We start from the raw sequence: 24,047 nt of genomic DNA, 5'->3' as shown, positions 1-24,047 counted from the left end.
CACGTGCCCCTCTCTCTCCGCTAAATTCGGAGTTTGAAAGAGTGATAAAATGTTTTAAGTGTGAAGTGGTGTTGCAGGCATGAAGCTGACTAATGGTCGAGCTTCATGCCTGGCCGATCACAGTATTTTCTTTAATTCCCCATATTCACCGCGGGTACGAAGCACCAGGGTAATGTCGTTATCGTTCCGGTTCCGGAAGAACCAACCGTGGTTACCAGTGAACGCAGCCACAAGCCTGCCTTCATCCTCAGGAACGCCTCGGCCCTTCTCGTAAGAAATTGACTGGCCACTGCCATCGCCGTGGGTGTCGTAATTGATCGGGCCACCTTCAGATACCCAGGAGAACCGGGCCGAAGCACCTTTTTCCATAGTGAGTTTGAATTCGGTTCCCTCACCCGGTGTCAGAACCACGCGCACTTCATCCTGCCATTGCGGTTCCACCGCTTCTGGTTCAAGCGTGGGCTTTGGCTCACTAGTCGTAACCTCTGGTTCTTGAGCAGAGGCCGCTTCCTCGATAGCCTCAGCCATGACGGGTTCTGCAACTTGCGGTGCCTCTTGATCCCCCGAAGACTTTACGGCAACCATCTGGGCAGCCTCGTCAGCAGCGGCCTCTTCGGCCAGCTGTTCCTTGATTTCGCCCATTTCAGTTAATCCCAGTAGTCGACCTGCGCCGGTCGGGTCCAGAGCGTACTCTGCAGGCATGACTACGGTGACCAGCAATACTAGCGCCACAATGGCAGCGATGATGGTTGATCGAATCAGTTTGCCGGCGCTGGGCAGTTCTTCACGGTTGGGTATATCGGTGTTGTACATAACGAATCTCCAGAATCAGGCGACAAAGTAACCGGTGAGCTGATAGCCAAAGAGCAGAAAGCCTGCACTCATCATGGCCACATTCGCGGTGTAGGCGTAACGGAAAAAGCCGTCGGTTTTGCGCCAGAAGTTGATGGCAATCAGGATCATGGTCAGGGCGATGAGCTGTCCGATTTCCACGCCTACGTTGAAAGCGAGAAGATTCGGAATTAGCCCGTCCGGCGAGATGTCGTACTCGAGGATCTTGGTGGACAACCCAAAGCCATGGAAAAAACCGAAAATGAGCGTGGCGGCCTTGGTGTTTGGCTGAAATCCAAACCAGCGTTGATAGGCGCCGATGTTATCCAGTGCCTTGTACACGATCGACAGGCCGATAATCGCATCGATGATGTAGCTGTTGATGCCGATATTGAAGTACACCCCCAGCAGCATCGTGGTGGAATGCCCCAGCGCAAACAGGCTCACGTAGATTGCGATATGTTGCATGCGATACAGGAAGAAAATGACACCCAGCAGAAACAGCAGGTGGTCATAACCGGTGACCATGTGTTTGGCACCGAGGTAGGTGAAAGCGATCAGGTTTATGCCGGTAATCTCCTGAATGTACCCCTTGTCGCCCTGGGCGACGGCATGGGCCAACGCATCAGCGCTGAGGCCGAGCAGGCCCAGTGTCAGGAGTATCCATAAAAAGCGAGCTCCCCCGGCGGCAACACGCGCCCAATGGCGAGGTTTGCCAAGCAAAGTTGACAGCATAATGACTCCGTAGAATGTGTTTTCGTTCAGCTGCTCAGGCAGCAGGACTCAGGCAACCGCGAAGGGTTTCGGCGGGCGGTCGAGCCGGTAACGAAAACTACGGGGATCCTCTCCGGCAAAAGGAACAGGGCGCCGAAGTGAAAGGCTCAGATTGAAGAACACCGGCATGGTGAGTCGGTCTGCGGACTCGTGGGAGTGGTTGCCGGAGTCATGGTGGGAATGGTGGTCTTGCTGATCTTGCAGGCTGTAGCTGTGATAATCGTGACTGTGAGAGTGATCTCCCGAAGGCAGAACGTCGGCTTCAGTCAGTTTCGAGACTCCATGGGATGAGGTTTCTCCCATGACCGAGAACGTCATGCCGATCAGGGCGATCAGCATGACAATAACCGGAATCCCTTTTTTACGGTGGATGGCCGTAATCATAAAACTCAGCTTGTGAACACAGGCCCTGTGCGTGCTTTCCCACGCAACAGAGTGTTGGAATGATGTGTGGAGAGAGAATACCATTCCCGTCCAGTTTTTCAGGAATTAAAACGAATAAATGTTCCCATGATCTGGCTTTCCCATACATTCTGCCGAGGTTTGGCTTCTGGGCGTCCCTCGCCATCAGAGCTGTCATCAGTATCGCCTGTTTTGTGGCTCTGGCGGCTGTGGTAAGGCGGTTTGGTATCCTCGTTGGCCTGGATTGTCAGGGAATTGATTGGGGTCAAAATCCGACTCGGTTTGCATCAGGAAATTCAGTTTGAATTCAGGTCTTGAGCGTTAAATGGGGGTGAGTGTTTTGAACCCGCGTGATGGAGAATGAAGATGGTTTCAATAAAGAAGTTTGCAGCATGCACCATTCTGGCGGCCGCTCCTTTCTGGGCGTTTGCTCATGGCGAGCAGGGTAACTGGCAGGGCCATGGTCCCGGCATGATGATGGACCAGGACCAGATGCAACAAATGCAGCAGAACTGGTCGCGCATGAACGGATTCATGCAGCAGATGCCCGGGGCCGGTTCACCCGAGGAGCGTCAGCGATTCCTCGAAAACCACTGGGAGGCCATGGAAGACCAGATGGAGTTGATGCACCGGGGCATGATGGGCCCGGGCATGATGGGAGGCGCCGGCGGGATGATGAGCGGTAACCAGGGGCAGGGCATGATGAACAATCAGCCTGGCCAGGGTAATCGCCAAGGCAATGCCGTTGGCATGTCACCCGATCAGCGTTTGCAGTTCATGGAGCAACGCATGGACCAGATGCAGTTGATGATGGAGCAGATGCTGCAGCATCAACGGCAGCTGAACAGCAACAGTAATTGAGGTAAATTGATCCCGGTCCCCCAATCGGCTTGACAGCTGTGCTAGGTTGAAAAGCATCTTTTTCGATTTTCGGATGCGGAGGCTTGCGTGCTGGAACGGCTGCAACGTCGATTGGGACTGCAGACAATACCGGGAGTATTTTTCACTTCTGCCGGGGTGGCCACGCTGTTTGTTGCCCTGGCGGTGCCCTTTGATCAGGCGGTGGCCGAGTATTTCGGCCTGCTGACCGGCTGGGTGGCCCGCAACCTTGGCTGGTTCTACATCCTTGCGGTCACCTCCCTGCTGGTGTTCCTGCTGGGCCTCGCGGTCAGCCGTTACGGCACCATCCGGCTTGGCGGCGACGACAGCCGGCCGGACTACTCGAACCTGACCTGGTTCACCATGCTGTTCGCGGCCGGTATCGGCACCATCCTGATGTTCTGGGGTGTGGCGGAACCGGTTTCCCACTTTGCCAATCCACCTTTCGAAGGAGTGCAGCCGGGTTCCGAGCGGGCCGCCAGTGATGCCATGACGGTGGCGCTGTACCACTTCGGGCTGCATACCTGGACCATCTTTGCCATGCCGGGCCTGGCGATCGGGTATTTTGCCTACCGGCACAACCTGCCCATGCGCATCAGTAGTCTTTTTTACCCCATCCTTGGTGAGAAGGCGTTTGGTCCCTGGGGCTGGGCAGTGGACGTGATCGCCGTGCTCGGTACCCTGTTTGGCGTGGCCACCTCGCTGGGGCTTGGGACGCTGCAGCTCAACAGCGGGCTGAATTACCTGTTTGGCGTGCCCTCCACGGGACTGGTGCAGGTTATCCTGATTGCCGTAATCGCCAGTATCGCCGCAACCTCCGTGGCCCTGGGTCTGGACAAGGGAGTGCGCCGGCTGTCCCAGCTCAACATCCTGCTGGCCTTGGTCCTGCTCGCGTTCGTACTTGCGGTTGGGCCAACCGTATTTATTGCCGAAGGCATGGTGCAGAGCGTGGGCGATTACTTCGATGCCTTGCCCTGGCTGGCTTTCTGGACCGAAACCTTCAAGGAGACCGACTGGCAACGTCAGTGGACCCTGTTCTATTGGGCCTGGACCATCTCCTGGGCGCCTTATGTCGGCATCTTCATCGCCCGGATCTCGCGGGGCCGGACCATCCGGGAATTTGTCGCCGGCGTCCTGTTTGCCCCCTCCGCTTTTACGCTGGTGTGGTTCGGGATCTTCGGCTTGTCTGCCATCCAGGTCGAGATGAACGGCGTGGTGGCGCTGGCGGACCAGGTGCAGCAGGACCCCTCCGTCGCCATTTTCGCGTTTCTCGAGGCCTTCCCGCTGGCGGAAGTGGCATCGGCGCTGAGTGTGGTGATTATCGTGATCTTCTTTACCACCTCCTCGGATTCCGCCTCCCTGGTCATTGATCTGCTGACCCGCCGGGACGATCAGCCCTCCCTGGTGCGCCAACGGATTTTCTGGGCGGCGGCGCAGGGTGTGATTGCCGCGACGCTGTTGCTGGCCGGCGGGCTGGATGCCCTGCAAAACGTCATTACCTCCCTGGGCCTGCCTTTCTGCATTTTGCTGATCTTCATGGCTGTATCACTGTTCCGGGCTCTGAGAGCGGATTACCGTGGTTACAGCGTGGAAGCCCTGGTACAGGGAAGAGCCTTCCCGGAAGTGGAGGCCACCGCCGAAACCAAACAGGAGAACGAGTATGTATCGGAAGCTGTTGATCGCCATTGATCCGGAAGACGACGGCGAGGGCAAGCGCGCCCTGGAGGCCGCGGTGGATCTGCTGGCCGAGGATGGTGAGCTGCACCTGGCCAGTGTCTATAGCCCGGGCGGTGGTGGCTTTTTTCCTCATGTGACGGAGGAAGCGCCGGAGGAGAAAGAGGCGGAGGTACGCGAGATGCTGGATCTGCTCGCCCGCAAATACCTGCCCCTGAATCGTAACGCCAGCTTTCATGTGGTGGCGGGCACCGCCGGTGACAAGCTGGTGGCCCTGGCCGGGCAGCTGTGCGCCGACCTGATGATCCTGGTCTCCCGCGGCAGCAGCGGCCACTGGCCCCTGCGCCGGGCCACCGTGGAGTATGTCTCGGTGAACGCGCCGTGCCCGGTGCTGGTGTTGCCGTCGCAGGAGAAAGCCGAGCCGGAGCCAAAGAACGAGGAAAGCGATTGATCAGTCAAACAGCGACAACTGGTCCGGCTGGCTCTGGTCCGAGGGCAGCTTCGGCCGTTTCTGGACCGGTCCCTTGCGACTGCCGTGGCGTTGCAGGACCCGTTCGGTTTCGGCCCGGCTCACGTGCTGTTTCCGGAACTCGCCGATCGCCTTGCGTGCGGCCCGCGCCGCCTGTTCGTGGTCGCACACCGGGCTGATGTAGGTATTGCCTCCGAACCGTTGCTTCTGTGTCGGGGTCATTAGCCAGGGGGTGTGGATCATTTCTGCCGGCACGCCGGCCAGCTCCGGCAGCCAGCGGCGAATGAATTCGCCGTCCGGGTCCAGTTTCTGGCTCTGGAGGACCGGGTTATAAATGCGCAGGGCGTTGATGCCGGTCAGGCCGGATTGCATCTGCGCCTGGGGATAGTGGATACCCGGCTCGAAATCCGTGAACTGCCGGGCCAGATGCAGGGCCGGCTCGCGCCAGTGCAGCCATAACTGGTAGCTGGCCACGGCCATCAGCATCGCCCGCATGCGGAAATTGATCCAGCCGGTGTGGTGCAGGGAACGCATGCAGGCGTCCACCAGCGGCCAGCCGGTCTGGCCTTCCTGCCAGCGTTGCAGGCGCTCGGAATTATTGGGCCCGTTTTTCAGTTTTTCCAGCTCCCGGTGCATGGCCCGGAATTCCAGTTCCGGCTCGTCTTCCAGTTTCTGGATGAAATGACAATGCCAGTGCAGCCGGGAACGGAAGCTGGTCAGGCTACGCTGCTTGCGGGGCAGGGTATTGCGATGCTGGCCGGTGGCCCTGGCTTGCTGATAGATCTCCCTCAGGCTGATGGTGCCGTAGGCAATATGCGGACTCAGCCGTGAGCAGGCCCGGACCGCGGTTACCGGGCTGGAGATGTTGTACTGGTAGCCCACACACCGGCGATCCAGGAACGATGCCAGTAGCTTCTCTCCCCGGACACTGCCGCCGGCCTGTCGATCCGGGCAGGCCTGGTTGCAGGCCGCCTCCGGGGGGTACCAGGAAGCGGGCGCATGGACTCGTTCCGGCAATGGCGGCAGCTGGGTCGGCGCTTCCTGGACTCCGGCTTTCATTACCCGGGACCATTCGTCGTCCCACCGGTCCCGATCCTGCAACCGGCGTACTACCCCGAACTGCTGCCACTCCCGGAACTCGACGTTATTGCTGTCACACCAGGCAATGACGGACCGGTCGCGCTCAAACGTCCATTTCCCGCCGGTTTCCTGGTGGCAAAAGACCCGGCTCACGCCAACGCTTTTACGCAGTCGCTCGAGTATTTCCGTGACCGTACCACTATGGACAATGAGCTCCGAGCCCAGCTTTCGCAGCTGCCGTTTCAGGTCACTTAGGGAGTCGTCGATAAAGCTCCATTGACGTGCCGAGGTATCCGGCAGTTGCCAGTAACCCGGCTCAATGACAAACAGCGGCAACACCGGCTCCCCCACGGCTGCCGCGGCCGCCAGAGGGCCGTGATCACGGGTTCTCAGGTCGCGTTTGAACCACACCACCGTGGTCATGATCGATGCCTCCCGGCGCGGCGACAGCGCTCGCTGCAATAACGCACGCTCTCCCAGTCCCGGGACCATTTCCGGCGCCAGGCGAACGGGCGCTGGCACACCGGGCAGGTTTTGGTTGGCAGGTTGGGTTTCTTGTGACTCACCAGTTGTTTCCGGTTGGGCATTTCGCCTCTATTACGCCGGTAAGGCACACGGGGATCAGCCTTTGCTCAGCAATAGGCCATGTTGGGACACATACTGGCGACCCGCTCCCACTGGATGGTGACATGCTGGATATTGAATTCGTCTTCCAGCATTTCGGTGGCCTGCTCGAGCACCGCGTCATCATCGTGCGGCTCCGGCTTTACCAGATGCACGGTGAGAGCGTTTTCAGTCGTGCTCAGGCCCCAGATGTGCAGGTGATGAACCGACTCGACGCCGGGTAGTCGGATCAGGCTGTCGTAGACCTTTTCAGGGTCAATGTTGCGGGGTACCGCATCCATTGCCAGGTTCAGGGAGTCCTTTAGCAACTGCCAGGTGCCGATGAAGATGACGGCGGCAATCACCAGGCTGACAACCGGATCAATCCAGTTTGCTCCGGTGTACATGATGATCAGACCGGCAAGTACCACACCGACGGAAACGGCGGTGTCTGCCGCCATGTGCAGGAAGGCGCCCCGGATATTGAGGTCGCCCTCCTGGCCTTTCATGAACAGCATCATGGTAATGCCGTTGATCAGCACCCCGATCCCGGCGACAACAATCACGGTCATGCCCGCCACCTCCGCCGGCTCACTGAAACGACGGATGGCTTCCCAGGCAATGCCGCCGACTGCCGCAATCAGGAACAGGGCGTTGAACAATGCGGCAAGAATGGTGGATTTCTTCAGGCCGTAGGTGTTCCGGTTGGTGGCTTTGCGGGTGGCCAGCCAGCTTGCTGCCCAGGCCATCACCAGCCCCAGGACATCGCTCAGGTTGTGGCCGGCGTCCGCGAGCAGGGCCAGTGAGCCGGAAAGCATGCCGTAGATGGCCTCAATGACAACAAAGGAAATATTGAGCCCGATGGCCAGCGCGAAGGAACGGCTATGGGTATCGAAATGACTCGCGTGGCTGTGCCCGTGGTCATGGTGGCTGTGCATGCCTTTTCTCCCGGTCTGAAGATCTGGCGGGGAGTTAAAAGCCTGTAGTAACTACAGGGTCAAGTTTCAGCTGCGGGACTCCGAGGCAAGGTGCGCAAGGTCCTCACTGACCTGCTGTGTTGTAAGGCCCGGACGCAGCAGCAGCCGGGCCTTCCCGGAGCGATCGAAGACGTAGACCGCGCTGCTGTGGGAAACGTTGTAATTGCCATCGGCATCCGGCTCGTCATAGCCGAACGTGGTCCGGTAGCGTTTGGTGAGTTCCCGCAGTTCCGGCTCCGCGGCAGTCAGGCCCACCACGTGATCGCCGAAGAAACTGGCATAGCTGCCAAGGCGTTCCGGCGTGTCCCGCTGAGGATCGACACTGACGAACAGTGTTGTGACGTCGTCCCGGTAGTCCGGTGGTAACTGGTTCACGGCCTTGCGCAGATCGGTCAGAGTGGTGGGGCAGACATCCGGGCAGGAGGTGAAACCGAAGTAGAGCAGTCGGATGTTGCCGGCGGAATCCTTCGGCGTGACGGTCTGGCCGCCGGTGCCGACAAGTTCGAATTCGAGTTCCGGCATCAGGCCGGAGATGTCCTTGGCATGCCACTGCTCCTCGCCTCCAAAGCAGCCTGTCAGTGCCAGAACCGAAACGGTCAGGATCAGGGGCAACAGCCGGTTTGTCATGAATTCTCTCCCGCCAGTCTTGATGGCTTCACAATTCTGCCGTCCTCGTGCATGGCCCGTCGCAGGATGAGCAGGATACCGATGACGCTCATCATCGCCGGCGGAATCCAGGTGAGCAGGCCCCCCAGCAACTGGTCGGTTTCCGGCGCCATGGGCCAGGCCCGGCCACAGACTTCGTAGACGTCATACACCATGCCCCGTGAGAACACGATCCAGGCACCGAGGATCATCTGGGGAATGGCCACTGCCGCCAGAATCAGGATGCGCTTGCCATACCCCAGTGCGTTGGTCAGAACCGGCGAGCGGGGATCGAACATCAGCCACCAGAACAGCAGGCCGTCCAGCAGCATGCTCCAGTTCATGGTCCAGTACAGCTGGCGCGAGAGCATGGCGTCAAAGTGGATCGGCGGCCACAGCCAGAAATAGATCAGGCCGACAAACAAAACGGCGGCAATCACCGGCTGTTGCAGGATTCGGTATACCCAGCCCACCGGCCGCAGCCAGGAGCGAAGGGTGGGGCTCATTTGCTCGTGCCAGAAACGGAAAATCGGCAGCGGGTTGGACAGGGCGATCAGAAACGGTCCCAGGTGGTGCAGTATCAGGTGCTGGCCCCGGTGGACGAAGAACATGTACTGGGAATAGTAATCGAAGCGGGTCTGCATGACCCCGTAGCACAACAGTACCCCGACCACGAAGGCAACGATACGCACGGAACCGGGGCGTTGCTCGGGTTCCATGTGCAGCAGGGCATAGCCATAGCCTGCCAGTACCAGCGCGAAACTGAGTATGGTCAGGGGTGAGAAATCGTAAGGGGCCAGGAAGCCAATATCGGGCATGGAAACCACTCTGTGTGCAATCGCAGCCAACCGGGTTTATCTTTTTTGTTATTCAACAATGAGTTTTAACCCCTGCGGTCCGGATTGCAAGGGTAAAAACCGTTCCAGAGCGGAGACTCCAGATGGCGCGATTCAACGAGGCGATACCGGCCCCTTCGGTGCTGATTTTCGATTGGCACGGCACCCTCGTGGATACCCATGATGCCATGTTCAGTGCCATGGAGGAGATGTTGCCGCAACTGGAGGAGCTGGGGCTGGTGGACCGGTTGTTACCGGAGGACCAGTGCCGGACGGCGGACGACGCCCGGCTGGTGCGCTACATCCGGATTTTCCGGCGCCTGCATCCCCGGATTCTGGCCGAGCGCCGGGTTTCCCGCACAGACATCTTCAATGCCATCTTTGGCGAGGACAAGGAAGCCAAGCTGATCGCCCACAAGGCCTACAACACCGCGTACCGAAAGTATTTTGGCCAGGTGAGGCCGTTCCAGCCGGGCGCCTATGAATACCTGTCGGCATTGAGGGCCATGGGCATCCGGCTGGCGGTATCCACCAACCGCAACCGGGAGTTCCTGGACAAGGAGCTGAAAACGGTGGACGAAGGCCGCTGGCAGCACCTGTTTGACGCCACGGTATGTGCCGACGATGTCACCGAATACAAACCGGACCCCCAGGTGATCCTCAAAGCCCTGGAAAAGCTGGAGCTGCCGGCGGACAGCCGGGCCTGGTACGTGGGTGACAGCTACGTGGACATGCTCACCGCCCACAAGGCCGGGGTCTCTGGCGTGTTTTACAACGGCGCCTGCTGGGAGCAGGATCGCATCGACAGCTGGTTCACCAAACGGGATGCCCCGGCGGCGATCCTGGACAGTTTCGAGGACCTGCTCAATCTGCTGGCCTTGCTGGAACGCCAGGAGCCGGATGCCTTTGCCCAGGCTCCCGCCGAGGTCCGGCCCAGGCCTTTCCCGTCACCGGAGCGCCCGGAGCCCAGAATCGAGCCGGACTGGCACCCGGCGGTGGTCCGGCTGATTCGTCCGGCGGTGATCCTGTTCGACTGGCACGCCACCCTGGTCGATACCCTCGACGCCATGTACCACGCGGTGGATGACATGCTGCCGGATTTCCACAAGCTCGAACTCATGGACCGGATGGTGGCCCCGGAGGACAGCAAGACCCTTGAGGATGCCCGGCTGGTGTCCTACGTGCGTGAATTCGCCAAGCTGCACCCGAAGGTGAAGGCGGACCGGAAGATCTCCCGGACGGATATTTTCGAGGTGCTGTTCGGCGAAGATCAGGAAGCCAAGCAAATCGCCCACAAGGCTTTCAACCACCATTACCGGAACCACTATGGCACCGTTAAGGCCTTTGAGTCGAGGGTCCGGGATGTGCTCGAGGGGCTGAGGAAACTGAACATCCAGGTCGGGGTGATCACCAACCGGGACCGGGAGTTCTTCGAACACGAGCTGGATGCGGTGGAGGGCACCGGCTGGTCCCATCTGTTTGATGTGGATGTGTGTGGTGACGATACCCCGTTGCGCAAACCCCATCCGGACCAGTTGCTGCTGGCGGTCCAGAAGCTGGACTACCCGCCGGACCCGAGTGTCTGGTATGTCGGAGACAGCACCACTGATGTGATCGCCGCCAAGCGGGCAGGGATGACCTCGGTGTTTTTCAACGGCGCCCAGTGGGACCAGCCCTGGCTGAACAAGATCTTTCCGGGCACCCACAAACATCCGGACAAGCCGGATGTGGTGGTTAACGACTTTTCCGAGTTCTGGGCGCTGGTGCTGGCTTGCGAGGTGGGGCCGCCATGATAGTGTCAGAGGCTGCGGGCCCGGAGGGCTTTTTCCGCATCCAGTCCCAGGACCACGACGCCGAATGGTTTGCCGCCCGTGACCGGAGCAACCGGCGCGCTGACCATGATCTGGAAACGTGCGGTGGAGGCATCGTACCGGATTGGTGAAATATAGAGCTTGCCGGCTCCGCGAGCGCCTTCCGTGAGCCGGGTGAACTTCGGTTCGTCACCCTGCCAGAAGTCCGATGATAGCCTGCTCATGGCTGCGATCGTCCCGGACCGGTTGATCACAAGGACTTCGGTGACAACATCTGTTCTTTCCGTTTTCCAGGCGCGAAGCGCTTCCGAGGCGGGAAGTGCAAGGATTTCCCGGGCCAGCGATGTTGGATCGTCGAGCGCCCGGGCGCGCCATTGTCGATCGATATTACGGATTTCACCCAGCTTCTCAATTGCCGGACCATCGGCAATGGCCTGCTGCAGGTTCACCCGGTCAGCCAGGTCCTCGACCAGATTGCCTGCGATGTGGAGGGCATGATCGTACTCGGCCGAGGATAACGTGATGGCGCCATTCTGGCAGTCTGGCAGGGCCCGGTTGAAGGCGGTCAGAAATCCGGGATGCCGGGCGACAAAGTCCTGGCTCATGTACAGGTACAGAGGGGCATAGCGCACGAACTGCATGTGCATGGTTTCCAGGTATTCCCCGGTCGGGCCGTCCAGCTCTTCCATCAGGCGGCGGTCCATCAGGGCTGCATCGATTCGCCGCCTGTTCAGCAACGCCAAAAGCTGTTCCGGGGTGGTGACGGTGAGAACATCGTTCAGCCCCTCGGACTCCAGCCAGGCCAGCTCATTACTGCCATCCACCACGCCGATGCGTCCCTGTTCAGGATTTGGCTGCGTTTCGGTGCTGAAAAAATACCATTTCTCAAGGGCGACCGGGTCGCTCCGGCGGGCCGCCGTGTCCAGGTCAGTGGAAGCGTCGATGGCAAAGTAGCCGTCTATCATGTTGCGCCTGAGTTCATGCAGCGCCCGGTTCTGTGGCGTAAGGCGAATCCGGACAGACCACCCGGCCTGGCGGGCGGCGCAGGTCACCGTGTCCACGGTTTCACCGGCAACAGAGACTCTCTGGTCGAGAACCTGTGCTTGCGACTGGTAAGGGGGAGCCTCGTAGGTATAGAGTTCCAGGACTCGTGGTTCCGCCACGGTTATGGAAGGCGCCAATACTGGCAATAGCCGCAGCAGCAGCCTGGCAATCATGATGGCCGTCTCGTCCCTGTTGTTGACAATCATGGCGTTAGACTAGCAGGCTCTTCGGGCTTTTGCCGCACAACTTTCAGGCATAACCTTGTAGCTAGATCTTCTCCAGGTTCGCCAGCAAGTGCTCGGCGCGCCGGAGCAGCGCCTCCCGCCGCTCCGGTTTCTGCTTGTCCCAGTTGCGGTACATCATGCCCATTCGGGGATTGCCCGCGAAGTCATCCCGGTGCCGGTCGATGAAATGCCAGTACAGGGCATTGAACGGGCAGGCATCGTCCTCGGTAGCCTTGTTCACCTTGTAATGGCAGTTGGCGCAGTGATCGGACATGCGCTGGATATACTTGCCGCTGGCGGCGTAGGGCTTCGACCCTAGATAGCCGCCGTCGGCATGCATCACCATGCCCAGCACATTGGGCAGTTCCACCCAGTCGTAGGCGTCAGCATACACCGCCAGGTACCAGTCGCAGATCTCCTCCGGTCTGATCCCGGCCAGCAGGGCGAAATTGCCGGTAACCATCAGCCGCTGGATATGGTGGGCGTAAGCGTTGCGTCGGGTGGCGTCGATGGCCTTGTGCATGCAGCGCATCTTCGTCTCCCCGCTCCAGTAGAACCAGGGCAGGGCGCGGGTGTTGCCCAGCCGGTTCTCCTCGGCATACTCCGGCATGTTCAGCCAGTAGATGCCCCGGACAAATTCCCGCCAGCCCAGGAGCTGCCGGATAAAGCCCTCCACCGCATTGATTGGCGCGCGCCCGGCATACCAGGCCAGAGCCGCCGCCTCGCAAACAGTCAGCGGGTCCAACAGCCCGCAGTTGATGTAGGGCGACAGGATGGAATGGAACAGCCAGTCCTCAGTGTCTGAGATGGCATCCTGGAAATCGCCGAAACAGGGCAGGGCAAAGTCGATGAAGTGTTCCAGGGCCGCCTGGGCATCTTCGGATGTCACGGCGAAATGGAAGTCGTCCGTGGTGCCGAAATGGTCGGAGAAGTGCTCTTCGACCAGGGCGATGACTTCGCCGGTGATCTCGTCCGGCTCAACCCGGAAGGGCGCGGGTGCCGGCGGCTTGCCGGTCCATTTCTTGCGATTGTCGGCATCGAAGTTCCACTGACCGCCTTCCGGTTCTCCCTCCGGTGTCATCAATAACCCGGTTTTCTTGCGCATTTCCCGGTAAAAGAACTCCATTCGAAGCTTTTTGCGGCCCTTAGCCCAATCGGCGAATTCCTCTTTGCTGGCAATGAACCGGGTATCCGGCCGGATCTCCACCGGCACACCGAGGCGCTCATGCCACTGGCTGATCTGCTCATGCAGGCGCCACTCGCCGCACTCGGTGGTGATCACCTTGTCCGCGTTCAGCTGCCGAACCTGATCCGCCACCACCGCCTCCAGGCTCTGGCGCGGGTTGTCCGGATGGTAGCGCTGGTAATGTACCTGCCAGCCGTCCTCCCGCAGACGGTCGGCAAAATGGCGCATGGCACTGAACAGCAGCACGAGCTTTTTCTTGTGGTGGTTGGTGTAGCTGGCCTCGTCATGGACTTCCGCCATGACAATGACATCCTCACCGGGATCGGCTCCGTCGAGGGCGCTGAGGTCGGGGGAGAGCTGATCGCCCAGAATGAGAATGACGTTGGCCATGAACGGACTCCGGCAGTTGCGGGTTACACCAAAGAGGTAGCCAGAATACGCCAAGGGCGCAAGGGTGGTTCAGCGCGGGGGATGCTAGACTGAATGTCATGATCAGCTGACCCGAATCAAACCCTGCAGGGCCGGAGTCAGCGATAATGCTGTTGAAAAAGGGGTCAGATGAAAGCCTTCATCTGACCCCGACCTGGACTTTGACTCCGAACCTGATTTTGAACCGGGGGTCTGATGAACGCTTTCATCTGACCCCGTTTTCACCGACCAACTTGAGTTACCTATGGCCTCCAACACCGCCACCGCGACCAAGAACGACCTCCCCGCCTTCATCTGGGACGACGCCCTGATCCGGCGTTACGACCTCAGCGGACCCCGCTACACCTCCTATCCGACGGCGGTGGAATTCACCCCGAACTACCGGGTCGAGGACATGGTCAAGGCGGCTGGTCGCAGCAAGGCCGCGGGTGGCCCGATCTCGCTGTACACCCACCTGCCGTTCTGCGCGCACCTGTGCTACTACTGCGCCTGCAACAAGGTGATCACCAAGAAGCGCGACAAGGCCATGCCTTACGTGGAGCGGGTGCTGAAAGAGGCCGCCATCCAGTCGAAACTGTTCGGCGCCGACCGTCCGGTCCAGCAGCTGCACTGGGGCGGTGGCACGCCCACCTTCCTGCCGAAGGATGTAATGCAGCACCTGATGGCAGGGTACGGTGAACTGTTCAACCTGCAGACCGGCGACGACCGGGATTACAGTGTGGAGATTGATCCCCGGGAAGTGGACCAGGACACCCTGCCAACCCTGTGGGACCTGGGCTTCAACCGCATCAGCCTGGGCGTTCAGGATGTGAATCCCGAGGTGCAGAAGGCGGTCAACCGCATCCAGCCCCGGGATATGACCGAGGCGGTGCTGAACGAGGCGCGCAGGATTGGTTTCCGCTCCATCAACCTGGACCTGATCTACGGCCTGCCATACCAGACCCCGGAGAGCTTCGCCGAGACCCTGGAAGCGGTTATCGAGATGTCTCCGGACCGCCTGTCGGTGTTCAGCTACGCGCACCTGCCGGACCGGTTCTATCCCCAGACCCGGATCCAGGAGGAAACTCTGCCAAGCCCGCAGCAGAAGCTGACCATCCTGCATAACACCATCAACCGCCTTCTGGAGGCCGGTTACGAGTACATCGGCATGGATCACTTCGCCAAGCCGGATGACAGCCTGGCAGTGGCCCAGCGGGAAGGCCGTCTGCACCGGAATTTCCAGGGTTATACCACCCACTCGGACTGCGATCTGGTATCACTCGGTGTCTCCGCCATCGGCCAGACCGACGACGCCTACTTCCAGAACAACCACGACCTGCCGGCCTGGGAAGCGGCCATCGACGCCGGCCAGCTGGCGATCACCCGTGGTGTGGGCCTGAGCCGCGACGACCGCATCCGCCGCTGGGTCATCGGCCAGCTGATCTGCCAGTTCCGCCTGGACCGTCAGCAGTTCGCCGACGCCTGGGGCGAGGACTTCGACCGCTACTTCGCCGACGAACTCAACCGCCTGCGCCCGATGATCAAGGACGAACTGGTGGCCGACGAGGGCCAGGTGCTCCAGGTCCAGCCGGCCGGCCGGTTGCTGATTCGCGCTATATGCCAGATCTTTGACCTGTACCGGAAGGAAGGGGCCAGCCAGCGGTTTTCGCGGATTATCTGAGCGCCGGGCAGGGGGTCTGAGTTGGGGGGGGCAGATTCCAGGACGGGGTCAGAAGAAGACTTTCTTCTGACCCCATTTTCACCCTCGAGTCAGCGCCAAACTCCGAGCCAGACGCCAAGACGGGGTCAGATGAACGCTTTCATCTGACCCCAACTTCACTCCTCCCCCAACCCCGCTGACAAAGGTCAAGGCACCCCATCCTCCCACCCGCTACCCTCTAACCACCCAATTCCAGCGGAGAAACCCATGGAACTCGTGTGCCCGGCCGGCAGTCTGCCGGCCCTGAAAACCGCCGTGGATAATGGTGCCGACGCGGTCTACATCGGCTTCCGCGACAGCACCAACGCCCGCCAGTTCGCGGGCCTGAACTTCAACGACAAACGCGCCGCCGAGGGCATCGATTACGCCCATTCCAGAGGCCGCCGCGTGTTCTGCGCTATCAACACCTACCCGCAACCCGATGGCTGGGAACAGTGGAAGGCTGCGGTCGACCGCGCGGCGGGCCTGGGGGTGGATGCCATCATCCTCGCCGACATGGGCCTGCTCGATTATGCCGCCAGCCGCTACCCGGACATCCCCCGGCACCTGTCGGTACAGGGTTCGGCCACCAGCTATGAGGCCCTGTCCTTCTACAAGGACAACTTCGATATCCGCCGGGCGGTGCTGCCCCGGGTGCTGTCTCTGGACCAGGTGCGCGGTGTGGCCAAACACAGCCCCGTGGAGCTGGAAGTGTTCGCCTTCGGCAGCCTGTGCATCATGGCCGAAGGGCGCTGCTACCTGTCCTCCTATCTGACGGATGAATCCCCCAACACCCGCGGTGCCTGTTCACCCGCCAAGGCCGTGCGCTGGCAGGAAACGCCCCAGGGTCTGGAGTCGCGCCTGAACGACGTGCTGATCGACCGTTACGGCCAGGGTGAATCCGCCGGCTACCCGACCCTGTGCAAGGGCCGGTTCGAGGTGGAAGGCAGCGTCTATCACGCCATTGAGGAGCCGGTCAGCCTGAACACGCTGGACCTGCTGCCGGAGCTTCAGGAGCTGGGCATCAGCGCCGTCAAGATCGAGGGCCGTCAGCGCAGCCCGGCCTATATTGCCGATGTCGCCCGCACCTGGCGCCAGGCACTGGATAACCTGGATAGAACGCCGGGCATGTTCACCGTGGAGAATGACTGGCGCAACACCCTGTCCGGTCTTTCTGAAGGCGGCCTGACCACCCTGGGCGCCTATCACCGCAAGTGGAAATAAGGTTCTGCCAATCATGATGAAACTTTCTCTCGGACCCATCCTCTGGTTCTGGTCCAAGCAGGCTGTGTTCGATTTCTACGCCAAGGCCGCCGAATGGCCGGTGGATACCATCTACCTGGGTGAGGCGGTCTGCTCCCGGCGCCGTGAACTGAAGCCGGACGACTGGTTTGATCTGGCCCGGGACCTGAAAGCCTGCGGCAAGGAGGTGGTGATCTCCACCCAGACCCTGATCGAGTCGGAAGCCGACCTGCGTCGCCTGCGCCGGATCTGCGATCAGAACGAGTTTCTGGTCGAAGCCAATGACCAGAGTGCGGTGCAGGTCGCCAGTCGTCACCACATTCCGTTTATCACCGGCCCCTCCATGAACATCTACAACGTCGCCACCCTCAAGGTGCTGGCAAAGCAGGGACTGAAAGGCTGGAACCTGCCGGTGGAGCTGGGCAAGGAGACGCTGGAACAGCTGATCACCGGCCTGAAACAGGAAGGCCTGGATCTGCCCGCTGAAGTGTTTTCCTGGGGCTTCCTGCCCCTGGCCTGGTCGTCCCGCTGTTTCACCGCCCGTCACTACAACCTTCCCAAGGACAACTGTGAGTTCCGCTGCCTGCAGCATCCGGATGGCATGGAGTTACGTTCCCGGGAATCCCAGGAGCTGTTCCGCCTGAACGGCATTTCCACTCTGTCGGGCTCCCGCTACGACCTGATGCGTGAACTGCCGGAGATGGAGCGCCTGGGCGTGAGCACGGTGCGCCTGAGCCCGGAACATCAGGGCATGGAGGAAGTGGTACAACGGTTTGATCAGGTACGCCGGGGCGAAGTGCCGGCCACCGACCCGCTGCAGCTGGTGGAGGCACCACCCTGTAACGGGTACTGGTATGGCAAGCCGGGGATGGATCTGGTGGCCTCCTGAATCGAAATTCAGCCGGGTAACAAGCCCGGCTGTTTGCTTTCAGGTGTCAGCGTTTTGTGCCCAGCCTATATCGTCCAGGATGGCATAGAGCGCCGGCAACGCCAGCAGTATCAGAACAGTGGACACAAGCAGGCCAAACACCACCGATATCACCAGCGGAATCACCGCCATCGCCTGGGTGCTGGTTTCCGCCAGCAGTGGCAGCAGGCCGGCTACAGTGGTACTGGTGGTAATCAGGATGGCCCGGAAGCGTGCGCGGCTGGCGGCACCTGCGGCTTCTCCGGCGCTCATGCCCTGTTCCCGGTAGCTTTTGATAAACTGCACCAAAAGAATGGCGTTGTTCACCACAATCCCTGCTAGTGAGGCGGCACCGATCAGTGAGGGCATGGACAGGTTGTAGCCCATGATGAGGTGGCCCCAGACGGCACCCATAAAGGCCACCGGGATGGCCAGCATTACAATGATCGGCTCCAGGTAACTGCGGAACTGGAACGACAGAATCAGGAAAATCCCCAGCAGACCAATCAACAGTCCCCGGGCGATGGACTGGCCGGTTTCCCGGGAGCGGGCCGTCTGGCCCTCTACCTGTAGGCTGATCTCTGGCCATTGTTCCTGAATCTTCGGGAACACCTGGGTCTGCAGATCGGCCACGATGGCATCGGCGTTGGTTATCCGGCCGTTCACATCCGCTGACACGGTGACGGTTCGCAGGCCGTCAATCCGGGTAACCTGCGCCCACTGACGTTCGTCGATGATGGTGGCCACTTCCCGCAGCGGCACCATCTGGCCTTTGCCGGTGATTATCACGGTATCTTCCAGGAACTGGCGGGTGTTGCGTTCGGCGCTGGTCTGGCGCACCAGGATTTCGATGTGCTGGTCACCGATCTGCACCGTATCCACGATATCTCCGAGCAGCCCGGTACGAATCTGGCTGGCCACATCGGCGGCCGTCAGACCCAGAGACAGGGCGCGGTCGCTCAGGCTGAGGATGCGCTGGGGCTTGCCGGGGCGAAGATCATCCAGCACGTTGAAAGTGCCGTCATAACTGGCGACTTCCTCGCTCAGATACCGCGCCGCGGACTTCAGCTCATCCAGGTCACTGCCCTGCAGGCGGACTTCAATGGGAATGCCGGCGGGCCCAAATCCGGGCTCCTGAATGTTCAGGGCAATCAGCCCCGGGATCTCGCCGATTTCCTGGTACCAGCGGTCGGTGAGGGTGGCCAGATCCACAGTACGAAGCTCGGCAGTCAGCAAATCGGCCATCACGGTGGCCACATGGGCACCTTTCTCGCCGGCTCCGGCGTGCTGATTGAAGCGGGTCTGGATATTTTGCACCAGGGCTTGCTGGTCGGGCTGTTCCGGCGCGTACTCCTCGTTGAGCCTGAGCATGGCAGCAGTGATGCGGTCAGTAATGGCCTGAGTCTGATGTAGGGGCGTACCCTGGGGCATCAGCACCCGGGCTTCGAGTACATCGCCGTCGATTTCCGGCATGGCTTCCATGCGGACATGGCCGCCGGCCATCAGCCCCACCGAGCCAAGGAGTATCAGCAGCATGCCCGCCAGTACGCCGTAACGAAAACGGATGGCAGTGTCGGCCAGCTGCCCCACTTTCTCCCGGGCTTTTTCAAAGCCGTTGTCGAAGACGGTGCGAAAACGGGACGGGGCTTTCTCGCGCTTGTTGCCCAGGCCACTCTTGAGGTGGTGGGGCAGTATCCAGAAGGCTTCTATCAACGAGGCGGCCAGGGCGGCAATCAGCACCACCGGCAGCACTTCCAGCACGGCTCCCAGCTCCCCGGTCAGGAACGCCAGCGGGATGAATACGGAAACCGTGGTCAGGAAGGAGGACAGCACCCCCGGCAGGATTTCCTGGGTGCCCTTGGCAGCAGCTTCCAGCGGGCTGCTACCTTCGGCGGCCCGCTGGGCAATGTTGTCGGTGACCACCACGGAGTCGTCCATGACAATCCCGATGGCCATGAGCAGGGCCACCAGAGTAATCATGTTCAGGGACAGGCCGGTGAGGGCCATCACCACAAAGGCACCGGCAAAGGCGGCGGGCAGGCCAAACAGGGCCCAGAAGGCAAGGCGGGGGCGGAAGAACAGGGCCATCACCAGACCCACCAGCAGCAGGCCGGTGATGCCGTTGCCCACCAGCATTTGCAGGCGGTCCTTCACAATCGATGTCATGTTCTGGGTGATTTCCAGCTCGACATTGCTGCCGCGGCGGGCTTTCTCCTCGTCGATAAAGGCTTCCAGGGAATCCATCACCCGCAGGGCATCGTCATGGCGGTTCTTGTGGATCTCCAGAACGATGGCGCGCTGGCCGTTGAAGTCCACCCGTTCCTCTTCCCGTTCGTGGGCCTCGGTGATGGTGGCAATGTCGCCCAGCGTCAGCACAGCGCCGGCTTCTCCGCCGATAACCGGCAGCGCGGCCAGGGCCTGCAGGGAACGCCGTTCATCCACAAACCGCAGCTGGATGTCCTGGCTGTCGGTCTCGATAGTGCCCAGGGGCATGTCCAGGTTCTGGCTGTTGATGGCCCCGGCGATGTCGCGCACGCCCAGGCCATACTGGCGCAGAAGGTCCCGGGACACTTCGATGTGCCACTGGCGCTGGGACAGGCCCACGGGAATCACATCGGCCACTCCGTCCATGGCGAACAGGCGGTCTTCCAGCTGGCTGGTGTAGGCTTCCAGGTGAGAGAAGCTCATGGGCCCGTACACGGCGATGGCCGCCACCAGACTGGTGCGGTAAAGCTCCCGGATGACCGGGTCTTCGGCCTCTTCGGGCAGGTCAGTCAGGGCTTCGATCTCGGTGCGGATATCATCCAGAAACCGGCCCATATCGCCCTGGGGTGCCATGCTGGCAATGGTCTGGGCCTGATTGTCCCGGGCGGTGCAGGAGATCTCCTGCATGTAATCCACCCGCTGCAGCGCTTCCCCCAGGCGCTGACAGATGGCCTCTTCAACATCCGCTGCGGTGGCACCCCGGTATTCCAGAGTGATGCTGACTTCCGGCGGCAGATAGTCCGGAAAGGTTTCCCGGGTGAGGTTCGGTGCGGCGAACAGGCCCACTGCCAGAATTAGTATAAGCAGCAAGTTACCCGCCGTGGGATGGCCCGCGAACCAGCGGATCATGGCTGCTCTCCTGCGGCCATTTTCTGCAGCCATTGTGCTGTGGATTCATCGGATTTCGGGTTCAGCAGGGTGCCTTCGATGGCGGGAACAAGGTCGTCCAGAATCAGACGGTCCCCCGGATTCAGGCCTTCACTGATAACCGCCAGATCCCTCTGCTGCCAGCCGACCGTAACTTCCCTGCGCTGCAGGCGATTGTCTTCATCCGCCAGGTACACCACGCCCTGGTGGACCGCGCTGGCCGGGATCACGATAACCGGATTGGGGGTAGGGGCAGCAATGTTGGCCTGCACGAACATGTTGCGCACCAGCGGTGGCCGGGCCGGCGGATTGGCGTTTCGGTAAGGTTCTTCCACCGAAATCACCGCCTGAACAGTGCGTGTGGCCGGGTCAAGACTGCTGGTGACCCGGGTGAGTTCCCCGGACCATTGGGCTTCCGGTACGTTGGTGGGTGTTACCCGGACCTGCAGCTCGCCCAGGGGTAACAGGTCATGGAAGTCGGTGAGGTTGTTGGTCGTACCCGGTGTGGGTTCCGGCAGGCTGTCATCCGACAGTTGCGACAGCACCCGGCGTAGCTCCGCCACTTCCAGCTGCACAGTGGCCTCGGCGAGGGTAATGTCGTCGGCAATAAAGAGGGTCTGACCGGGGCTGACGTGCTGACCGGTGTCGATTTCGGCCTGATGTACCCGCAGATCCCAGGGTGCTTCAAAACGGGTGTCTTCCAGGTCTTCTCGGGCACTGGCCAGGGCCGATTCCGTGCGTGCCTTTCGGGCTTCCAGGGTATCCCGCCTGACCGGAATCAGGTTGAGCTGGTTTCTCAGACTCTGCACCGCCTGTTGCTGCTGCAGTGTGGCCCGCTGTTGCTCGTCGTAGCGGGTTTGGGACAGGGCGCCCCGCTCCACCAGGGTTTCTGCCCGGTCCAGTTCCCGCCTGGCCAGTGTCAGCCGGCGCTCTTCAAGCTTCAGCAACTCCCCGGTGTTGCGCTCTTCCTGTTCCAGTTGACGTAGCTCGGCTTCAATACCGGCCAGGTCCGCTTTGGCGGAGGCTTCGGCCAGTTCATAGCGGGTGGGGTCGATCTCAAGCAGGCGGGTACCCTCGGCGATCAGGTTGCCGCTCTCCAGATCCGGGTGTTTCCAGATAACCCGCCCGCCAACATTGGCCACCGCGTTCCAGGTCTGGGCCGGCAGCACCTGGCCATAGCCCCTGGCTTCAGTGCGGAATTCCCGGGGCGTAACTTCCATTATCCGCACCGGGGTCGCGGCTGCCTGCGCCGCCGCCCGTTCCGGCGGCTGTTTCAGCTTGACCATGATCACCACGAAGGCAATGCCGGCGATCAGGGCCAGAGCCAGAGTCAGTTTATTTTTCCGGGTCATCGGGCATCTCCTGGAAGCTGGCGCTGTAAAGTTTGAAAATTCGGGGAGCCGCTTGCTCAAGGGTAGCAATCTCGCCACTGACCATACCCTGAACCACCAGTCCCTGAATGGCCCCGAGGTACAGCACCGCCGCTGCTTCGGTATCCATGCCGGGAGCTATTCGCCCCTGTTGTATGCCGAGATCCAGCAGTCCGACCACCTTCCTGCGGTAGCGGGCGAGGGTCTGGCGGATGATTGTTTTGGCGGCGCCATTGCCAGGCTTTTGCAACTCACCCAGCATCAGGCGGGGAATGCCCGGATGCCGGGCGATAAACCCCACATGGGCCAGGAACATGGCTTTCAGGGCCTGATCGGCGAGCTCATGCCGGTCTGCTTCCCGGAAGACCTGACTCGTCAGCTGTTCCGATACCCAGCTAGCCACTGACTCCCACAGCTGGTTCTTGTTGGGGAAATGTTTGAACAGGGCGCCCTGCGACAACCCTACTTCACCGGCAATCCGGGCCGTGGTGAGGGTGGCCGGGTCCTGGTCGGCACAAAGCTGGACGACCGCCTCGATGGTGGCTGACTGGCGCAGTTCGGTGCTCTGGTAGGTGCGTTTGGAGCCTTTTGATTTTGCTGACATGGTAATGCCAAAAGAAAGTGAGTAATTGCTTTATTCTGGGAGCACGCAACGGTTTTTGCAAGAATCCTGACGTGTGTTCCTGAGGTCGTTTCCCGGTTCTTTCGGGAAAACGTCTACAGGGCATTCCCGGGAGTATATTTGATCGCTATATCGATATATCAGGATAAAGATAGGCATAAAAGCAATTTAATAAATAAAGGGGCAATGAAATAGAATAACGATAGATCGAAAAGTTTGGAGTTGATGATGTTCAAGGGGTTGATGTTATGCAGTGCGTTGACGGCGGCCGGTTATGGCCTGGCCGCTCTGCCGGCGGTCCAGGCGACCGGGCTGGGGCCACTGGTATTCGCGCTTCTGCTCGGGTTGGTTCTGGGTAATACGATAGCAGGCAAGCGCATTACCGACGTTGCAAAAGGCCTCGGGTTTGCGTCGCGGTGGCTGCTCCGGACCGGTATTGTCCTGTTCGGTTTCTCGCTTACCGTCCAGCAGTTGACGGCCCTGGGCGCCAGAGTCGTGATACTCGATGCCCTGGTTGTCGTCACAGTTACTGTCGTCGGTTACTGGCTTGGAACCCGATGGCTGAAGCTCGACCGGGACACAGCCATACTGACAAGCGCCGGCAGTGCCATTTGCGGAGCAGCGGCGGTACTGGCCACCGAGAGTGCAATACGGTCCAAACCGGCCGCTGCTTCCATGGCCGTGGCGACAGTGGTGTTGTTCGGGACGATTGCCATGTTCACCTATCCGGCACTTTATCCCCTGCTGGGCTGGGATGAGGGTCTGTACGGCGTTTACATCGGTTCAACAGTCCATGAGGTGGCCCAGGTGGTTGCTGCAGGCGGCGCAGTCGGCACCGACGCACTGACCAATGCCGTGATTGTCAAACTGGTGCGGGTTATGTTGCTGGTGCCCTTTCTTCTGGTGGTAGGGCAGCTTTGGGCCAGGCGCCGCAAGAACAGCACAGATGACCAACCCGGGAACAACCAGCTGGTCATTCCCTGGTTCGCTTTCGGTTTTCTGGCGATCGTGGGCCTGAACAGTGTCCTCGCCATACCGCAGATGGTCCAGGAGGGACTGGTGACAAGCGGCCAGCTGGCCATGACCATGGCCATGGCAGCACTCGGCTACCAGACCCGGCTCGAAGCATTGCGCAGCCTTGGTGTGAAGCCCTTTGTGCTGGCCCTCTGCCTGTTTGCGATGCTGATGGTCGGGGGCGGAGTGGTCACCCCGCTGATACTCGGATGACCGGG

21 protein-coding genes are annotated in these 24,047 nt (G+C 60.5%); 8 read left to right on the top strand and 13 right to left on the bottom strand.

Annotation, left to right across the window (positions count from 1 at the left end; translation table 11 throughout):
- Window positions 1-117: 117 nt before the first annotated feature.
- Genes BM254_RS17770 through BM254_RS09260 form a run of 3 tightly spaced genes read right to left on the bottom strand, consistent with a single transcriptional unit; the run spans window position 118 to window position 1,989 of the window.
- Window positions 118-813 carry a hypothetical protein gene (locus BM254_RS17770; protein WP_092002067.1) on the bottom strand — a complete coding sequence of 232 codons (696 nt, stop codon included), beginning with the start codon at window positions 811-813 and terminating at the stop codon, window positions 118-120.
- 15 nt (window positions 814-828) lie between these two features.
- On the bottom strand, window positions 829-1,566 hold the full coding sequence (locus BM254_RS09265; protein WP_175497232.1) for a HupE/UreJ family protein: 738 nt from the start codon (window positions 1,564-1,566) through the stop codon (window positions 829-831).
- Window positions 1,567-1,614: 48 nt separating this feature from the next.
- Entirely contained in the window at window positions 1,615-1,989 is a 375-nt protein-coding gene (locus tag BM254_RS09260; protein ID WP_092002064.1) for a hypothetical protein, read from the bottom strand.
- Between the two features lie 384 nt (window positions 1,990-2,373).
- Here BM254_RS09260 and BM254_RS09255 point away from each other — a divergent pair, with 384 nt between their 5' ends.
- From BM254_RS09255 to BM254_RS09245, 3 genes are all read left to right on the top strand, one after another.
- Window positions 2,374-2,868, top strand: coding sequence for a hypothetical protein (locus tag BM254_RS09255; RefSeq protein WP_092002061.1), 495 nt, complete (start codon window positions 2,374-2,376; stop codon window positions 2,866-2,868).
- 87 nt (window positions 2,869-2,955) lie between these two features.
- Window positions 2,956-4,575, top strand: coding sequence for a BCCT family transporter (locus tag BM254_RS09250; RefSeq protein WP_092002058.1), 1,620 nt, complete (start codon window positions 2,956-2,958; stop codon window positions 4,573-4,575).
- Window positions 4,547-5,011: a universal stress protein gene (locus BM254_RS09245; RefSeq protein WP_092002055.1), complete on the top strand. Its 465-nt coding sequence runs from the start codon at window positions 4,547-4,549 to the stop codon at window positions 5,009-5,011. The genes BM254_RS09250 and BM254_RS09245 overlap by 29 nt, the downstream gene beginning before the upstream one ends.
- Here BM254_RS09245 and BM254_RS09240 read toward each other — a convergent pair whose 3' ends face one another.
- From BM254_RS09240 to BM254_RS09220, 5 genes are all read right to left on the bottom strand, one after another.
- The gene (locus BM254_RS09240) at window positions 5,012-6,532 is read right to left on the bottom strand and encodes an FAD-binding domain-containing protein (RefSeq protein WP_092002052.1); all 1,521 of its coding nucleotides are present in this window, start codon (window positions 6,530-6,532) and stop codon (window positions 5,012-5,014) included.
- Window positions 6,529-6,696 carry a DUF2256 domain-containing protein gene (locus tag BM254_RS09235; protein ID WP_092002049.1) on the bottom strand — a complete coding sequence of 56 codons (168 nt, stop codon included), beginning with the start codon at window positions 6,694-6,696 and terminating at the stop codon, window positions 6,529-6,531. The genes BM254_RS09240 and BM254_RS09235 overlap by 4 nt, the downstream gene beginning before the upstream one ends.
- A gap of 45 nt (window positions 6,697-6,741) precedes the next feature.
- On the bottom strand, window positions 6,742-7,650 hold the full coding sequence (locus BM254_RS09230) for a cation diffusion facilitator family transporter (RefSeq protein ID WP_092002046.1): 909 nt from the start codon (window positions 7,648-7,650) through the stop codon (window positions 6,742-6,744).
- 66 nt (window positions 7,651-7,716) lie between these two features.
- The gene (locus BM254_RS09225; protein ID WP_092002043.1) at window positions 7,717-8,316 is read right to left on the bottom strand and encodes an SCO family protein; all 600 of its coding nucleotides are present in this window, start codon (window positions 8,314-8,316) and stop codon (window positions 7,717-7,719) included.
- A complete protein-coding gene (locus BM254_RS09220) occupies window positions 8,313-9,152 on the bottom strand; it encodes a cytochrome c oxidase assembly protein (RefSeq protein ID WP_092002040.1) in 840 nt (279 codons plus the stop codon). Before BM254_RS09220 ends, BM254_RS09225 begins: the two co-directional genes overlap by 4 nt.
- Before the next feature lie 122 nt (window positions 9,153-9,274).
- Here BM254_RS09220 and BM254_RS09215 point away from each other — a divergent pair, with 122 nt between their 5' ends.
- Window positions 9,275-10,963: an HAD family hydrolase gene (locus BM254_RS09215; protein ID WP_092002037.1), complete on the top strand. Its 1,689-nt coding sequence runs from the start codon at window positions 9,275-9,277 to the stop codon at window positions 10,961-10,963.
- A 5-nt stretch (window positions 10,964-10,968) separates the two neighbouring features.
- On the opposite strand, the gene BM254_RS09210 is transcribed toward BM254_RS09215, so the two are convergent.
- Both BM254_RS09210 and BM254_RS09205 read right to left on the bottom strand, forming a co-directional pair.
- Window positions 10,969-12,231 (bottom strand): transporter substrate-binding domain-containing protein, encoded by a 1,263-nt coding sequence (locus BM254_RS09210; RefSeq protein ID WP_092002034.1) that lies wholly within the window; start codon window positions 12,229-12,231, stop codon window positions 10,969-10,971.
- Between the two features lie 61 nt (window positions 12,232-12,292).
- Entirely contained in the window at window positions 12,293-13,825 is a 1,533-nt protein-coding gene (locus tag BM254_RS09205; RefSeq protein ID WP_092002031.1) for a cryptochrome/photolyase family protein, read from the bottom strand.
- A gap of 283 nt (window positions 13,826-14,108) precedes the next feature.
- Here BM254_RS09205 and hemN point away from each other — a divergent pair, with 283 nt between their 5' ends.
- The 3 genes from hemN (at window position 14,109) to BM254_RS09190 (ending at window position 17,673) form a co-directional block, all read left to right on the top strand.
- On the top strand, window positions 14,109-15,524 hold the full coding sequence (gene hemN, locus BM254_RS09200) for an oxygen-independent coproporphyrinogen III oxidase (protein ID WP_092002028.1): 1,416 nt from the start codon (window positions 14,109-14,111) through the stop codon (window positions 15,522-15,524).
- A gap of 246 nt (window positions 15,525-15,770) precedes the next feature.
- A complete protein-coding gene (gene ubiU / locus BM254_RS09195; RefSeq protein ID WP_092002025.1) occupies window positions 15,771-16,766 on the top strand; it encodes a ubiquinone anaerobic biosynthesis protein UbiU in 996 nt (331 codons plus the stop codon).
- Between the two features lie 13 nt (window positions 16,767-16,779).
- A complete protein-coding gene (locus tag BM254_RS09190; RefSeq protein WP_092002022.1) occupies window positions 16,780-17,673 on the top strand; it encodes a U32 family peptidase in 894 nt (297 codons plus the stop codon).
- Between the two features lie 39 nt (window positions 17,674-17,712).
- On the opposite strand, the gene BM254_RS09185 is transcribed toward BM254_RS09190, so the two are convergent.
- From BM254_RS09185 to BM254_RS09175, 3 genes are read right to left on the bottom strand one after another with little or no spacing between them, the layout of a single operon-like run.
- On the bottom strand, window positions 17,713-20,805 hold the full coding sequence (locus BM254_RS09185) for an efflux RND transporter permease subunit (protein WP_092002019.1): 3,093 nt from the start codon (window positions 20,803-20,805) through the stop codon (window positions 17,713-17,715).
- Window positions 20,802-22,175 (bottom strand): efflux RND transporter periplasmic adaptor subunit, encoded by a 1,374-nt coding sequence (locus tag BM254_RS09180; protein ID WP_092002016.1) that lies wholly within the window; start codon window positions 22,173-22,175, stop codon window positions 20,802-20,804. The genes BM254_RS09185 and BM254_RS09180 overlap by 4 nt, the downstream gene beginning before the upstream one ends.
- Window positions 22,159-22,797 carry a TetR/AcrR family transcriptional regulator gene (locus BM254_RS09175; protein ID WP_092002013.1) on the bottom strand — a complete coding sequence of 213 codons (639 nt, stop codon included), beginning with the start codon at window positions 22,795-22,797 and terminating at the stop codon, window positions 22,159-22,161. The genes BM254_RS09180 and BM254_RS09175 overlap by 17 nt, the downstream gene beginning before the upstream one ends.
- A gap of 246 nt (window positions 22,798-23,043) precedes the next feature.
- On the opposite strand from BM254_RS09175, the gene BM254_RS09170 reads away from it, so the two are divergent.
- On the top strand, window positions 23,044-24,042 hold the full coding sequence (locus tag BM254_RS09170) for a YeiH family protein (RefSeq protein WP_092002011.1): 999 nt from the start codon (window positions 23,044-23,046) through the stop codon (window positions 24,040-24,042).
- The last annotated feature ends 5 nt before the right edge of the window (window positions 24,043-24,047 follow it).

The sequence above is a fragment of the Marinobacter pelagius genome, from assembly GCF_900114925.1.
GTDB lineage: Bacteria > Pseudomonadota > Gammaproteobacteria > Pseudomonadales > Oleiphilaceae > Marinobacter > Marinobacter pelagius.
Note: the sequence above shows the minus strand (reverse complement) of the source record. Positions and strands in the feature narration are given on the sequence as shown.